The sequence below is a fragment of the Microbacterium longlingense genome, assembly GCF_058349825.2.
The window spans coordinates 524684-538298 of record NZ_JBYRJA020000001.1 but is presented as its reverse complement, the minus strand read 5'-3'; the positions used below and the strand labels follow the sequence as shown (position 1 = coordinate 538298).

At 71.2% G+C, this 13615-nt stretch carries 15 protein-coding genes; 13 read left to right on the top strand and 2 right to left on the bottom strand.

From position 1 onward, the window contains the following. Positions 1 to 174 precede the first annotated feature (174 nt). From AC3RXY_RS02545 to AC3RXY_RS02525, 5 genes are all read left to right on the top strand, one after another. Complete coding sequence (locus tag AC3RXY_RS02545) at positions 175 to 1152, top strand: LLM class oxidoreductase (protein ID WP_491509306.1); 978 nt, start codon at positions 175 to 177, stop codon at positions 1150 to 1152. Continuing rightward, a complete protein-coding gene (locus AC3RXY_RS02540) occupies positions 1149 to 2507 on the top strand; it encodes an O-acetylhomoserine aminocarboxypropyltransferase/cysteine synthase family protein (protein WP_491509305.1) in 1359 nt (452 codons plus the stop codon). Before AC3RXY_RS02545 ends, AC3RXY_RS02540 begins: the two co-directional genes overlap by 4 nt. Positions 2508 to 2531: 24 nt before the next feature. Beyond that, positions 2532 to 3104 carry a DNA-3-methyladenine glycosylase I gene (locus AC3RXY_RS02535; protein WP_491509304.1) on the top strand — a complete coding sequence of 191 codons (573 nt, stop codon included), beginning with the start codon at positions 2532 to 2534 and terminating at the stop codon, positions 3102 to 3104. A gap of 81 nt (positions 3105 to 3185) precedes the next feature. Further along, positions 3186 to 3839 (top strand): IMPACT family protein, encoded by a 654-nt coding sequence (locus tag AC3RXY_RS02530; RefSeq protein WP_491509303.1) that lies wholly within the window; start codon positions 3186 to 3188, stop codon positions 3837 to 3839. Between the two features lie 59 nt (positions 3840 to 3898). Further along, positions 3899 to 4078, top strand: coding sequence for a hypothetical protein (locus AC3RXY_RS02525; RefSeq protein WP_491509302.1), 180 nt, complete (start codon positions 3899 to 3901; stop codon positions 4076 to 4078). 22 nt (positions 4079 to 4100) lie between these two features. Here AC3RXY_RS02525 and AC3RXY_RS02520 read toward each other — a convergent pair whose 3' ends face one another. Continuing rightward, entirely contained in the window at positions 4101 to 4580 is a 480-nt protein-coding gene (locus tag AC3RXY_RS02520) for a recombinase family protein (protein WP_491509301.1), read from the bottom strand. A gap of 126 nt (positions 4581 to 4706) precedes the next feature. Continuing rightward, complete coding sequence (locus AC3RXY_RS02515) at positions 4707 to 5717, bottom strand: malate dehydrogenase (protein ID WP_491509300.1); 1011 nt, start codon at positions 5715 to 5717, stop codon at positions 4707 to 4709. 136 nt (positions 5718 to 5853) lie between these two features. Here AC3RXY_RS02515 and ypfJ point away from each other — a divergent pair, with 136 nt between their 5' ends. The 8 genes from ypfJ (at position 5854) to AC3RXY_RS02475 (ending at position 13583) form a co-directional block, all read left to right on the top strand. Further along, entirely contained in the window at positions 5854 to 6735 is an 882-nt protein-coding gene (gene ypfJ / locus AC3RXY_RS02510; RefSeq protein ID WP_491509299.1) for a KPN_02809 family neutral zinc metallopeptidase, read from the top strand. Between the two features lie 121 nt (positions 6736 to 6856). Continuing rightward, on the top strand, positions 6857 to 7822 hold the full coding sequence (gene pip / locus AC3RXY_RS02505; protein ID WP_491509298.1) for a prolyl aminopeptidase: 966 nt from the start codon (positions 6857 to 6859) through the stop codon (positions 7820 to 7822). A gap of 21 nt (positions 7823 to 7843) precedes the next feature. Continuing rightward, positions 7844 to 8620, top strand: coding sequence for an AraC family transcriptional regulator (locus AC3RXY_RS02500; RefSeq protein WP_491509297.1), 777 nt, complete (start codon positions 7844 to 7846; stop codon positions 8618 to 8620). 268 nt (positions 8621 to 8888) lie between these two features. Then, positions 8889 to 9878, top strand: a complete 990-nt coding sequence (locus AC3RXY_RS02495) for an ABC transporter substrate-binding protein (protein WP_491509296.1) — start codon at positions 8889 to 8891, stop codon at positions 9876 to 9878. A gap of 30 nt (positions 9879 to 9908) precedes the next feature. Beyond that, complete coding sequence (locus AC3RXY_RS02490; protein WP_491509295.1) at positions 9909 to 10670, top strand: siderophore-interacting protein; 762 nt, start codon at positions 9909 to 9911, stop codon at positions 10668 to 10670. After that, positions 10670 to 11719 carry an iron chelate uptake ABC transporter family permease subunit gene (locus AC3RXY_RS02485; protein WP_491509294.1) on the top strand — a complete coding sequence of 350 codons (1050 nt, stop codon included), beginning with the start codon at positions 10670 to 10672 and terminating at the stop codon, positions 11717 to 11719. Before AC3RXY_RS02490 ends, AC3RXY_RS02485 begins: the two co-directional genes overlap by 1 nt. Then, a complete protein-coding gene (locus AC3RXY_RS02480; RefSeq protein ID WP_491509293.1) occupies positions 11716 to 12774 on the top strand; it encodes a FecCD family ABC transporter permease in 1059 nt (352 codons plus the stop codon). Before AC3RXY_RS02485 ends, AC3RXY_RS02480 begins: the two co-directional genes overlap by 4 nt. Further along, positions 12771 to 13583: an ABC transporter ATP-binding protein gene (locus AC3RXY_RS02475; RefSeq protein WP_491509292.1), complete on the top strand. Its 813-nt coding sequence runs from the start codon at positions 12771 to 12773 to the stop codon at positions 13581 to 13583. Before AC3RXY_RS02480 ends, AC3RXY_RS02475 begins: the two co-directional genes overlap by 4 nt. Positions 13584 to 13615: the final 32 nt, after the last annotated feature.

The following is a 13615-nucleotide window of genomic DNA, read 5'->3' as shown; positions in this document are numbered from 1 at the left end:
AGATGTCCGTCACGGTATGCCTCGGCCGAGCCGGGTGCGCCCGTGACCCGACACATTCCTCAACACGGCGGGTCGTCGTCATCGTCTGTTTCGACCTGTGACGCCATCGCCGCGGCGACACGCGGCTGCGCGGCTACGGTGACCCCAGGGCAACATTCGATCCAGGGAGGGTCTATGAGCGACATCATCCGCGGCGGTGCGGCTGCCATCGCCCTCACCGGGGCGCAGACCCTTGAGGCCATCGGGCAGCCGGACCTCTGGAGCCGGCTGCACGCCACCGGTGTGGCGTTCGTGGTGCTCGGCATCGATCGGTTCACCGGCGCCGAGCTGAGTGACGACGTCGACGCATCCGTCGCCGCAGCCTACCTGGGCGGCGACGGGGCTCCGGGAGCCGTGCTGGTCGCGGCGGCGGCCCACCGCGACCACCCCTACAACCTGGCGCGCCGCATCGCGTCGACGGACCACCTGGCGCGTGGCCGCACCGGGCTGCTGCTCGGTCGTTCGGACCGTGGCGCCCCGACCGACCGCGGCCGGGCACGGGCGTGGGGTGGTGCGCGGCTCAGCGGCGGATCCCCGCTGAGCCCTGAGACGACGCGGGACGCTGGGGTAGCGATTCGCAAGCTGTGGCTCAGTTGGCCAGCCGACACGATCGTCGCCGATCGCGCGACGGGTATCTACGCGCATTCCGACGGCATCTTCCGCATCTCGCATGAGGGGGTCTTCCGCACGGCAGGGCCGCTGACCGTGCCGACCACCCCGCAGGGCGCCCCGGTGCTGGGGTTCTTCGCCGCTGATGCGGCAGATGTCGCCGCCGCGTCCGGGATCGCCGACCTGCTCGTTGTCGCGGAGGATGTTCCGGTGGAGGCCGGCGGTACGGGGGCGCCCGTGTTCGTCCTGGCCGCCTTCGATGCAGAGGGCGGTGTCGCCGCCGCCGTGGCCAGGCAGGCCGCCGCCGGTCGCAGCGCGTTGTTGCTCGGGGAGACCTCGTTGGCCCAGCTGGTGGCGCAGGTCGAGGAGGCAGCACAGCAGGGCGCTTTCCTGCCCGCCCGCGGCGGGACATTCCGGGAACGACTCGGGGTTCCCAAGCCGGACGCGCTGCAGCAGTCCGTCGAGGTCGTGCCGGCCTTCCCGCCCGCTCTGGCAACGCGATGAGCGCCGTCGAGCAGGTGCAGCCCGCCGCCCCGATCGTCGAGCCGGAATACGACTGGCACGGCTACGGCTTCGACACCCGTCAGGTGCACGCCGGCGAGACGCCGGAGCCCGGGCACGGTTCGCGCGTCGTGCCCATCCACGTGTCCAACGCCTTCCGGTTCGACTCGTTCCAGCAGACGTGGGACCGGTTCGCGGGCGTCGACGATGGTCAGCTCTACTCGCGCCACCTCAACCCGACGAATCAGATCGCCGAGCGGCGCATCGCCCTCCTCGAAGGGGGTACCGGGGCCGTATCGGTGGCGTCCGGCACCGCGGCGATCAGCGCGACGCTGCTCGGCCTGCTGGAGGCGGGCGACCATTTCCTCTCGACGGCCAGCATCTACAGCGGCACGCAGGTGCTTTTCGATCGTGCCCTGGGCCGGCTCGGCATCGAGGTCGACTATGTCTGGGACTGGCGCGACGAGGACGAGTGGCGGCGGCTGATCCGCCCGACCACCAAGGCGATCTTCACCGAGACGATCCCCAACCCCAAGAACGACATCACCGATGTCGCCGCGATCGCCGCGATCGCCCACGCCGATGGCATCCCCCTCATCGTCGACAACACCGTCGCGACTCCGTATCTGATCCGGCCCATCGAGCACGGCGCGGACATCGTCGTGCACTCCGCCACGAAGTTCCTCGGCGGTCACGGGGCGGGCCTGTCCGGACTCGTCATCGACGGCGGACGATTCGACTGGGGGACGACGTCGCGCCGATACCCGCTCATCACCGAGCGGCAGAGCCCCGACGTGCCCTCATTCCTGGAGAGATTCGGCACAGCGCACGCGTTCGAGCGCTATCTGCGGCTCACCGCCGTGAACGACTTCGGGCCGGCGCTCTCACCCTTCAACGGCTTCCTGCTCCAGCAGGGGCTCGAGACGCTGTCGTTGCGCATCGAACGGCACGTGGAGAACGCATCGATCATCGCCCGTTGGCTGGCAGAGCATCCCGCGGTCGAGAGCGTCGACTATGCCGGTCTCCCCTCCAGCCCCGACTACGATCTCGCCACGCGGCTCTACGGCGGGCGGAGCGGCTCGGTGTTCGCCTTCACCGTCGTCGGAGGCCTCGCAGGAGCGCAGACGTTCATCGACAGTCTGCGGGTGTTCTCCCGGATGACGAACATCGGGGACACGCGCTCGCTCGCGATCCACCCCGCCACGTCGACGCACCTGTCGTTCACGCCGGAGCGCCGTGAACGACTGGGTGTCGGACCGGGGCTGATCCGCCTGTCGATCGGCATCGAGACCGTCGACGACCTCATCGTCGACCTGGCGGGGGCGCTCGCGGAGGTCGACCGCCGCGTTCGAGGATGACCGTGCCCGCCGTAGCATGGCTTCATGCTCGATCTCACCCTGCACGACGGACGCCACCGCTGCGGCTGGGTCGGTGACGACGACGAGTACCGCCGGTATCACGACGAGGAGTGGGGTGCCCCGCTGCACGGCGACCGGGCGCTGTTCGAGAAGATGACGCTGGAGGGGTTCCAGGCTGGTCTCTCGTGGATCACGATCCTGCGCAAGCGGCCGGGCTTTCGCGAGGCGTTCGCGGGCTTCGATCCCGCGCTCGTCGCGGCCTTCGACGCCGACGATGTGGACCGGCTCATGGCGGACGCCGGGATCGTGCGCAACCGCGCCAAGATCGCCGCGGCGATCTCCAATGCGCGTATCGCGCTCGACATGGCCGATGGCGAGCTCGACGAGCTGATCTGGTCCTTCGCGCCGCCCGCCGCTGGACGACCCCGTCCGCGGGTGCTCGCGGACGTGCCGGCGACGACCCCGGAGTCCGAGGCGCTCAGCACGGCCCTGCGCGCGCGGGGGTTCCGCTTCGTCGGACCGACCACGATGTATGCGCTGATGCAGTCGGCCGGGCTCGTCGACGATCACGTCGCGGGGTGCTGGCGCGCGGTCTGACGCCGCGCCGCGCGCATGTCCCTGCCTCGCACATGTGCGAGGCAGGCGGATGGGCTCCGCGCCGCCGGATACGCTCGGATGATGACCGCTTCCCGCTACCCGGCCACGATCGCGGCGCCGGTGACGACGGAGCTGGTCATCAAGAAGTCACGGTTCATCGCCCTCGTCGCGCCCGTCGCGGGGCCGGGACAGGCGGACGAGATCATCGCCGACGTCCGGAAACGCGCCTGGGACGCCGCGCACAACTGCACCGCGATGGTCACGGGCCTGCTCGGGGACCAGGCGCGCTCCTCCGACGACGGCGAGCCGTCGGGGACCGCCGGCATGCCGATGCTCCAGGTGCTCCGCCACCGCGGCCTCACCGACATCGTCGCGATCGTCACCCGCTACTGGGGCGGCGTGAAGCTCGGTGCCGGCGGGCTCGTGCGCGCCTACTCGGCGGCCGTCGCCGATGCGCTGGACGGGGCAGGGATCGTCAATCGTGCGGTGCTGCGCCAGGCGCTCGTGGATGTGCCGCACGCCGACGCCGGGCGGTTCAGCAATCTGCTCCACGAGTGGACGGCGCGACACGGTGCGGTGCTCGGCGACCCCTCGTACGGGGCGTCTGCGTTGCTCGAGGTGTGGGCGCCGGAAGACGCGCTCGGCCTGCTCCGGGCGGAGCTGGCCGCCGCATCGGGCGGTCTGGTCGATGCGACGCTGGGCGAGGAGCGGGTCGTCGACGTGCCGGCGGAATGACCACGGCATCCGCCGGGGAGGTCTCGCTGCGTCCACCGCGCAGACCGTAGGCTGGTGGCATGACCAAGAGCAGCGTGTGGACGGTCCTGGGAGTCATCGTCGCGGTCGTGATCGCCTGGTGGCTGGTGAGCGCGCTCTTCTCCGTGCTGTGGTTCGTGGCCAAGCTCGGGATCGTCGCGCTGGTGGCCGTGGCCGTGTACGCGGCGCTGCGCTCGGTCTTCCGCGGCACGGACGACTGAGCGCCCTGCGCGCGACGCCCGCTCAGCGGGCGTCGGCGAGGTGGCGGGCGCCGTGGTCGAGCACCTTCACCACGATGCCCTGGCGGTAGAGCTCAGAGACGGTCCGGCTGCTCTCATCAGCGGTCTCGCCGAGGGCGCGCACGTCGCTCACGACGAGCACATCCCCCTGCTTGAGCGTGCCGATGAAGCGCGCCAGCCGGGTGCTCCAGCTCTCCAGGATCTCGGGCGCCGGGTGGCGGAACCCCTCGATCGGCACCCCGAAGCGGGTGAGGTCGTCGCGCTGTTCGACCACCGGCGGCATGCCCTCACGGGACACCACCAGGCCCACCAGCCGCGAGCCCTCCGGCCGGGCCTGCCACCAGTTGCGGTTCGCCTGCATCTGGGTGAAGCACTTGGGGCACTCCGAAGCCGCGTGCGGCAGATGAAGCGGGCTCGTCTCCGGCCCGGCGACATGGTCTGCTGCAGCGCTGGCATCGTCGGAACGCCTCGTCGCGTCGGTCATCGCGCACCTCCGCGGTCTATTCTGCCCTGCTTCGCGCGCGAGAACAGGCGAACAGCACCAGAACAGGCGGCGGCCGGCGGAAACAGCCTGTTCTGGTGCTGTTCGCCTGTTCTCACGCGGCGGATGTCAGAGCAGCCCGAGAGCGCGCACCGCGTCTCGCTCGGCGACGAGCTCGTCCACCGATGCATCGATGCGCGCGCGAGCCCAGGCGTCGACGGAGAGACCATCGACGATCCGCCACTCGCCGTCGACCGACCGCACCGGGAAGGAGCTCAGCAGTCCCTCCGGGACGCCGTACTCGCCGTGGGAGACCACGGCCGCGCTGGTCCATGAGCCGCCGGTGCGCTCGTGGGTGCCGACGACCCAGTCGCGGACGTGATCGATCGCCGCCCCGGCGGCCGAGGCCACAGACGACGATCCGCGCACCTCGATGATCTCCGCGCCGCGCTTGGCGACCCGCGGGATGAAGGTCTCCTCGAGCCAGCGGCGCACATCGCCGACGCGTTCGGCGAGGGCGCGCTCGGCCGGACGCGCGTCGGCGCCGACGGTCGCGTGGGCGATGTCGGGGAACTGCGTCGCGGAATGGTTGCCCCAGATGGTGACCCCGTGCACCGTGCCCACCGGTTCGTCGAGCACGCGGGAGAGCTGCGCGCGGGCACGGCCCTCGTCGAGGCGGGTGAGGGCGCTGAACCGCTCAGCGGGCACGCCGTCGGCGGATGCCGCGGCGATCAGCGCGTTGGTGTTGGCGGGGTTGCCGACCACCGTCACCCGAACACCCGGCGCCGCGTTCGCTGCGATCGCCGCGCCCTGGGGTCCGAAGATCCCGGCGTTCGCCGCGAGCAGGTCGCCGCGCTCCATCCCGGGGCCGCGGGGTCGCGCGCCGACGAGCAGCGCATGGTCGCACCCGGCGAAGCCCACCGCGGGGTCGTCGGTGACCTCGACATGTTCCAGCAGCGGGAAAGCGCCGTCCTGCAGCTCCAGGGCCGCGCCCTCGGCGGCGCGCACCGCCTGCGGTATCTCCAGCAGCCGCAGCCGCACCGGCTCGTCCGAGCCGAGCATGTCGCCTGCGGCGATCCGGAACAGCAGCGCGTATCCGATCTGTCCGCCGGCTCCGGTGATCGTGATGGTGGTCGCCATGCTTCGAGCCTAGAACGCACGGTGACGGATGCCGAGGGGACGGAGCCGGAGAATCCCGCACACATGTGCGGGATCGCCGACCCGATCGCCGGCGTCCGGCGGGCGAGGGAAACCTCCCCGGCGGTACCCTCGGGAGATGACCTTCAATCCGAACGCCGACATCAGCGGGAACACCGCGCGTCGCCGCGGCCGCACCGCGGCGGTGGCCGGCGGTGGCGTGGTGGGCATCGGCGCGGTCGTGGTGCTGCTGATCAGTATGCTCACCGGCACCGACCTCACCGGGTTCCTCGGCGCCGGAGCAGACCCCGGCGGTCAGGAGCAGGTCGCGGCGGAGGGCGCGGGGCTGGACCACTGCCGCACCGGAACCGACGCCAACGAGAACGACGACTGCCGGGTGGCCGGCGTCCAGCTCGCGCTGGACGAGTTCTGGGCCGACAATGTGCAGGGCTACCGGCCGCCGTCGCTCACGATCGTCGACGGCTCCACCTCCACGCCGTGCGGCACGGCGTCCAACGCCGTCGGGCCGTTCTACTGCCCCGCCGATGAGGGCGTGTACCTCGACCCGACGTTCTTCCAGATCCTCCGGCAGCAGTTCGGGGCATCGGCGGATCGTCTCGCCCAGCTCTACATCGTGGCCCACGAATACGGGCACCACGTCCAGAACATCACCGGCACGATGCGCGACCACCCGAACAACGGCACGGGCCCGACCAGCAACGGCGTGCGGATGGAGCTCCAGGCCGACTGCTATGCGGGCGCCTGGGTCGGTGAGATGACGGAACAGCTCGACTCCCACGGCGTGCCGCTGCTGAACCCGCCGACGGAGGCGGAGATCGTCGATGCCCTCAACGCCGCGGCCACCGTGGGCGACGACCACATTCAGGAGCAGTCCGGTTTCGTCAATCCGGAGAGCTGGACGCACGGGTCGAGCGAGCAGCGGCAGCGCTGGTTCGCCACCGGCTACCAGTACGGTCTCGAGCAGTGCGACGTGTTCTCCGTCGCCGGGGACCGCCTCTGACCCTGCGACGCCGGGCAGGTTGGCCGAGACACCGCCGCGCTCCGCGGCATTTCGCCGGATCGCAGTACGGTAGTCGGTAGCCCCGTGGTCGCGGGGTGCGATCATCACGGAGGGGGCGGCGTTGCTCGACGACATCCTGTACCCGCCCATCGAACCCTACGCGAGCGACCACCTCCTCGTGGGCGAGGGGCACCGGGTCTATTGGGAGACCAGCGGCAACCCCGACGGCAAGCCGGTCGTCTTCCTGCACGGCGGGCCCGGCGGGGGCACATCGCCCGTGCACCGGCGATTCTTCGACCCGGAGAAGTACCGCATCATCCTCTTCGACCAGCGTGGATGCGGGCGGAGCACGCCGCACGCGTCCGAGCCGGATGCGGATCTGCGCCACAACACCACGTGGCATCTGGTGGCAGACATGGAGCTGCTGCGGCGCAACCTCGGCGTGGACCGCTGGCAGGTCTTCGGCGGGTCATGGGGCAGCGCGCTGGCGCTCGCGTACGCGCAGAGCCGCCCGGAGCGGGTGAGCGAGCTCGTGCTGCGGGGCATCTTCACTCTCCGTCGCGAGGAGCTGGAGTGGTTCTACGAGGGCGGTGCGGCAGCGGTGCACCCCGATGCATGGGAGGAGTACGTCGCCCCGATCCCGCCGATCGAGCGCAATCGCATGATCGACGCCTATCATCGGCGACTCTTCGACCCGGACCCCGCGGTGCACGTGCCCGCGGCGATCGCGTGGTCGCGCTGGGAGGCGTCGACCGTCACCCTGCGCCGCAACCAGGCGCAGATCGACGCGATGTCCGACCCGGCGGCGGCGACGGCCTTCGCCCGCATCGAGAACCACTACTTCGTGCACGGCGGATGGCTCCGCCAGGACCAGCTGCTGCGCGATGCCGGCGCCATCCGCGACATCCCGACCGTCATCGTGCAGGGGCGCTATGACATGTGCACGCCGATGATGACCGCCTGGCAGCTGAGCCGTGCGCTCCCGTCAGCCGAGTTCGTGGTGGTCGACGACGCCGGCCACTCGGCGCTGGAGCCGGGTATCGCCCGGGCGCTGCGTGCGGCGACCGACCGGTTTGCCGCGCACTAGCAGCGCAGCGCTGTGCCCCCGGTGTCCGCATCCCGCGCAGAGCGGCGGGTCTTCCTTCTCACCACCGAGCGGCACACCACGCAGAGTGCACGCTCCTGGGTCGCCGAGACGCACCGCCGCGACGAGCTGATCTGGAGCACCGCCGGGGTCATGAACGTGCGCGCCGCCGGTGCGGTGTGGACGGTGCCAGCCCACCGGGGCATCTGGGTACCGGAGGGGGTCGCGCACACGATCGAGGCGTCGGCCGACACGATCCTGTATGCGACGTTCTTCGCGCGAGACGCCGTCGCGCGGCTGCCGCGCGACGTGGCGATCGTTGAGCTGTTGCCGGCGATCCGTGAGCTGCTGCTCCTCAACGCCGCAGAGGCGATGCCGGACGACACCCGGATGCGCCTGCAGGCGCTGGTGATCGAGTTGCTGCGCCCTGCGCCGCAGGCCCAGGTCGACCTGCGGATGCCGGAGAGCCCGCGGCTGCTGCTGATCGCCGAGCGCATCCTCGCAGACCTCGATGCGACGCACACCACCGAGCAGTGGGCCGACCGCGTCGGCCTCCCGCCCCGGGTGCTGGCCAGGGCCTTCGCGGCGGAGACCGGGCTGACGCTCACCCAGTGGCGCATCCGCGCCCGGGTGCGGGCCTCGCTGGTGCTGCTCGGGTCCGGGCTCCCGGTTGCGGCGACCGCCCGCCGGCTGGGCTACGCCAGCACCAGCACATTCATCGATCACTTCCGCGCGATCGTCGGGACCACGCCCACGGGATATTTCTCGGGTATGGACCCTGACCGCTCCGCCGCCCGCTGAGCGACCGGCGCTGCGCGCCCGTTCCCAACTCAGGCAGAACCCGCGCCGCAGGCGCGTAGCGGGGGATTTTCGGGGTGCGGGGCGGGTTCTGCCTGAGTTGGGGAACGCGCGGAGCGCGGCGGGGGCGGCCGGACCGGCCGGACGATGCGGCGAGCATGACAAAAACCAGTCTGATCGAGACGGATTGCGGTATTTGTCACCGGTAGCGTTCGTTTAGGCAAGGCATGCCTAAACTCTCCGTTCGCTGTTCCACCACGTGAGGACGACCGTGCAGTCATCATCCCGACCTCTTCTCGCCACGCGCCGCGCGCTGACCGCGGCCGTTGCGCTCCTCCTCGCCGGCGGGGCGCTCGCCGCGTGCGCGCCGACCGCGTCCGACGACGCTGCCGCTCCCGACGCCGCTGCCGCAGACGCCCGGGTCGTCACCGACGCCGTCGGCGAGGTCACCGTGCCGGCCGACCCGCAGCGGGTCGTCGCGACCGACTTCTTCTCCTCGAGCCTCCTCGTCGACGTCGGCATCGTCCCGGTGGGGGTCATGCAGGGCATCGAGGAGCCGGGGAGCCGGCCCCAGAAGTACATCGACGCGCTGGGCGACGTCGCGCAGGTGAGCACGTATGCGGAGATCAACGTCGAGAAGGTGCTCGAGCTCGAGCCCGATCTCATCATCGTCGACGCGGCCTTCCCCGAGCCGGAGACCCTCGAACGCCTCGAGACCATCGCACCGGTGTTCCGCGTCGACCTGTCCGGCCCGTGGGCCGAGCGGGCGCTGAGCGTCGCAGACGCGGTGGGGCGCCTCGATGCCGCAGAGCAGCAGAAGGCCGTCTACGACGCGCGCGCCGCCGAGGTTTCCGCACAGTACCGCGATCTGCTCGACGCGATGCCACTGGGTATCGTCTCGCTCAACACCAATGACGCCACCTGGGCCAGCTACACACCCGGCTGGTGGCCCACCCCGGCGTGGGTCGACATCGACGCGGTCTTCCGCGAGCCCACCGACGGCGAGGCGAAGACCACCAGCGAGTGGGCGTGGATCTCCGACGAGGAACTGGAGAAGCTCGCCAACGCGGGCTTCCTGATCATCCTCGAAGCCGCGCAGCTCGCGCGGCTGGAGGGCAACCGGATCTGGGAGACCCTCCCGGCGGTGCAGGCCGGCAACGTCTTCACCGGCTTCGAGGCGCCCGCGACCTCGTCGTTCGAGTGGGGGATGACGAACCTCGACGCGATCGAGGAGATCCTCCAGCAGGTCACCCGGTTCTGATCGATGGCCATTCCCTGTTCCCCCGCGCGCGTGATCAGCACGCTCCGCCTCTCCCCGCACCTGGTGCGCGTTCGCCTCGAGGCCGTGGGCGGGTGGCGCTGGCACGTCGACGGCCTCGGCGATGAGCGGATCGACATCGCCCTTCCCCGCCCCGGCGAGACCGTGGCCGACATCGACGTGTTCAACGCACCCGAGTACGGGCGGGGCTGGACGGGCGAGGAGCCGCCGTGGCGGCACTACACCGTGCGCGCTGTGCACGACGAGGGGCGCCGGTTCGACATCGACTTCGTCGTGCACGAGGGCGGCCTCGCGTCGAGCTGGGCCGAGCGGGCGGAGCAGGGCCACATCATCGGCGTCTTCGATGAGGAGCGCTCGTCGTCGTACTATGCCCCGCCCTCCGACGCGCGCTTCCAGCTCCTCGTCGCCGATGCGACCGGCGTGCCGGGGCTGTGCCGGATCGTCGAGGGACTCGACGCGGGCATCAGTGCGGTGGTGATCGGCGAGGTGCCAGATCCCGCCGACGTGCCGCCGCTGACGAGCGCGGCGGATGTACGTTCCGTCTGGTGCACCGGAACCGGCAACGGGATCGCGCCGAGCAAGCTGGCCGCGGAGGTCGAGCGCATCGGCGATCCGGGTGTGCCCTGGTACGCGTGGGTCGCATGCGAGGCGTCGGCGAGCCGCGCCATCCGACGTGATCTGCGGAACCGCCTGGGTCTGGCCCGCGACCGTCACCACGCGATCGGGTACTGGTCGCAGGACCGCACGGGCGACCGGCCCGCCGACCTCGGCTGATGGCGACCGATCAGGCCATCGCTGCCCCCGCAGCGCGGGGCGTCATCGCGCGTTCCGGGGGCCGGCGACTGCTGTGGCTCGCCCTCGCCCTCCTCGCTCTCGTGCTGGTGGTCGCCGCGAGTCTGGCCCTCGGCGCCAAGCCCATCCCGCCCGAGGTCGTCGTCGATGCGCTGACGGGAGCGCGCGACGACAACGACGCCTACATCGTGCGCGAGACGCGGGTGCCCCGTGCGGTGCTCGGCATCGTCGTGGGTGTCGCGCTGGGCATCGCGGGTGCCCTCATCCAGGCGTTCACGCGCAACCCGCTCGCCGACCCCGGCATCCTCGGCGTCAACGCCGGGGCGGCCTTCGCAGTGACCATCGGCATCGCGTTCTTCGGGGTCTCCTCGATCCACGGCTACGTGTGGTTCGCCTTCGCCGGCGCCGCGGTCGTGACCGTCGTGGTCTATCTTCTCGGCAGCACAGGGCGCGGGAGCGTGTCGCCGCTCCAGCTGACCCTCGTCGGCGTCGCCGTCGGCGCGCTGCTGGGCGGCATCACGTCGGGCATCACCCTGCTCAACCCCGGGGCGTTCGACCAGATGCGCGACTGGGGCGCCGGCTCGCTGTCCGGGCGCGGATGGGACATCATCGCGGCGGTCGCGCCGTTCATCCTGGCCGCCACGGTCCTCGCCCTCGTCCTCTCGCCGTCGCTGAACATCATCGCCCTCGGCGACGAACTGGCTGGCGCCCTCGGCGCGCGCATCCTGCGCACCCGCATCCTCGTGATCGTCGCGGTGACGCTGCTCGCGGGCTCCGCCACGGCCGCAGCCGGGCCGATCGGCTTCGTCGGCCTGATGGTGCCTCACATCTGCCGGTGGTTCGTCGGGCCGGATCAACGGTGGATCCTGGTGTTCACGCTCGTGCTGTCGCCGGTGCTGGTGACGGCGGCCGATGTGCTCGGCCGCGTCGTCGTCGCCCCGCAGGAGGTGCAGGCCGGCATCGTCACCGCGCTCATCGGGGCGCCGGTGCTCGTGGTGCTGGCACGGCGCACGAAGGTGAGCGGGCTGTGAGCGGCCGCGCAGAACCGGTGCTCTTCCGCGAGCAGGGCGTGCGGATTCGGCTGGCCGGCGGAGCGTGGCGGGTGAACATCCGCACGGTCGTCGTCGCGCTCATCGCGCTCGCGTTGTGCCTGGTGCTGATGCTGGTCTCGCTCGCCACCGGCGACGCCGCTGTCCCCCTCGGTGACGTGCTTGCGGCGCTCGGGGGCGGCGGCCCGGAGCGGGCCAGGATCGTCGTGGTGCAGTGGCGGCTGCCGCGCATCCTGCTGGCGTTGCTGCTCGGTGCGTGCCTGGCGGTGAGCGGAGCGATCTTCCAGTCGCTCACCCGCAATCCGCTGGGCTCACCCGACATCATCGGCTTCTCCACCGGTGCGTACACGGGGGCGCTCGTGACGATCGTGCTCAGCGGGGGCGGGTATCTGCTCACCGCGGCCGGTTCTCTCCTCGGCGGGGTGATCACCGCCGCCGCCGTGTATCTGCTGGCCTATCGACGCGGGGTGCAGGGCTTCCGGCTCATCATCGTCGGCATCGGCGTCTCCGCCACCCTTGCGGCGATCAACACGCTGCTGATCATCCGCGCAGAGCTCGACGTGGCCATGCGCGCTGCGGTGTGGGGCGCTGGCACGCTGTCCGGTCTCGGGTACGACCAGCTGCTGCCGGTCGTGGTGCTGTGCATGGCGCTGCTGCCGCTCGCGGTCGCCGCCGGCCCGACGCTGCGTCAGCTCGAACTCGGCGACGATGCGGCTCGCGCGCTCGGCAGCCGCGCCGAGCGCGACCGGATGCTGCTCATGCTCCTCGGCGTCGCGCTGACCGCGCTGGTCACCGCGGCGGCCGGGCCCATCGCCTTCGTGGCTCTCGTGGCGCCCCAGATCGCGCGCCGGCTCACTCGGGCCGCGTCCCCCACGATCACGGCGTCCGCGTTCGTGGGGGCCGTGCTGCTGCTGGCCGCAGACCTCGCCGCCCAGCGCCTGTTCGCGCCGACACCGCTGCCGGTCGGCATCATGACCGTTTCGCTCGGCGGCTTCTATTTCGTCTGGCTTCTCGTGCGAGAGGCGAGGAGAGGATGAACGACGTGCCCGGTTCCGGCCAGACCACGCCAGCCCGGCTGTGCGCGCAGGGGGTGACCGTCGGTTATGACGAGCGGGTCATCGCGCATGATCTCAGCGTGAGCATCCCCGATGGCGGTTTCACGGTGATCATCGGCCCCAATGCGTGCGGCAAGTCGACGCTGCTGCGGACCCTGGCCCACCTGATCCCCACCCGCACCGGCCGGGTGCTGCTGGACGGCGCGGATGTCGCCTCGTTCCGGGGGAAGGAGCTCGCCCGCAGACTGGGTCTGCTCCCGCAGTCGTCGCTCGCGCCGGACGGCATCACCGTGGCCGAGCTCGTCGCCCGCGGTCGCTTCCCGCATCAGACGCTGATGCGCCAGTGGCGTGACGTCGATGCGGATGCCGTGGCGGCAGCGCTGGCGGCCACACGCACCGCGGACCTTTCCACGCGGCTGGTCGACGAGCTCTCCGGGGGTCAGCGTCAGCGCGTGTGGGTGGCCATGGTGCTCGCCCAGGAGACCGGGATCATGCTGCTCGACGAGCCGACGAGCTTCCTCGACATCGCCCACCAGTACGAGCTGCTCGACCTGTTCGACGAGCTGCACCAGCAGCATGGGCGCACCCTGGTCGCCGTGTTGCACGATCTCAATCAGGCCGCGCGCTATGCCACCCGCTTGATCGTGATGAAGGAGGGGGCGATCGTCGCCGAGGGCCCGCCCGCCGCGGTGTTGACCGCCGAGCTCGTCGCCGCGGTCTTCGGGATCGACAGCATCGTGATACCGGACCCGCTCAGCGGCACGCCGCTGATCGTCCGCCGCCCCCGCTGATCTCGAGCCGTCCCCGCGCTTCGCTCGCACAT

Excerpts from the sequence above, each read along its gene's own strand:
- ypfJ (WP_491509299.1), top strand. The coding sequence starts at position 5,854 with ATGACCTTCAATCCGAACGCCGACATCAGCGGGAACACCGCGCGTCGC.
- AC3RXY_RS02545 (WP_491509306.1), top strand. The coding sequence starts at position 175 with ATGAGCGACATCATCCGCGGCGGTGCGGCTGCCATCGCCCTCACCGGG.
- AC3RXY_RS02535 (WP_491509304.1), top strand. The coding sequence starts at position 2,532 with ATGCTCGATCTCACCCTGCACGACGGACGCCACCGCTGCGGCTGGGTC.
- AC3RXY_RS02530 (WP_491509303.1), top strand. The coding sequence starts at position 3,186 with ATGACCGCTTCCCGCTACCCGGCCACGATCGCGGCGCCGGTGACGACG.
- AC3RXY_RS02515 (WP_491509300.1), bottom strand. The coding sequence starts at position 5,717 with ATGGCGACCACCATCACGATCACCGGAGCCGGCGGACAGATCGGATAC.
- AC3RXY_RS02525 (WP_491509302.1), top strand. The coding sequence starts at position 3,899 with ATGACCAAGAGCAGCGTGTGGACGGTCCTGGGAGTCATCGTCGCGGTC.
- AC3RXY_RS02485 (WP_491509294.1), top strand. The coding sequence starts at position 10,670 with ATGGCGACCGATCAGGCCATCGCTGCCCCCGCAGCGCGGGGCGTCATC.
- AC3RXY_RS02540 (WP_491509305.1), top strand. The coding sequence starts at position 1,149 with ATGAGCGCCGTCGAGCAGGTGCAGCCCGCCGCCCCGATCGTCGAGCCG.
- AC3RXY_RS02520 (WP_491509301.1), bottom strand. The coding sequence starts at position 4,580 with ATGACCGACGCGACGAGGCGTTCCGACGATGCCAGCGCTGCAGCAGAC.
- AC3RXY_RS02475 (WP_491509292.1), top strand. The coding sequence starts at position 12,771 with ATGAACGACGTGCCCGGTTCCGGCCAGACCACGCCAGCCCGGCTGTGC.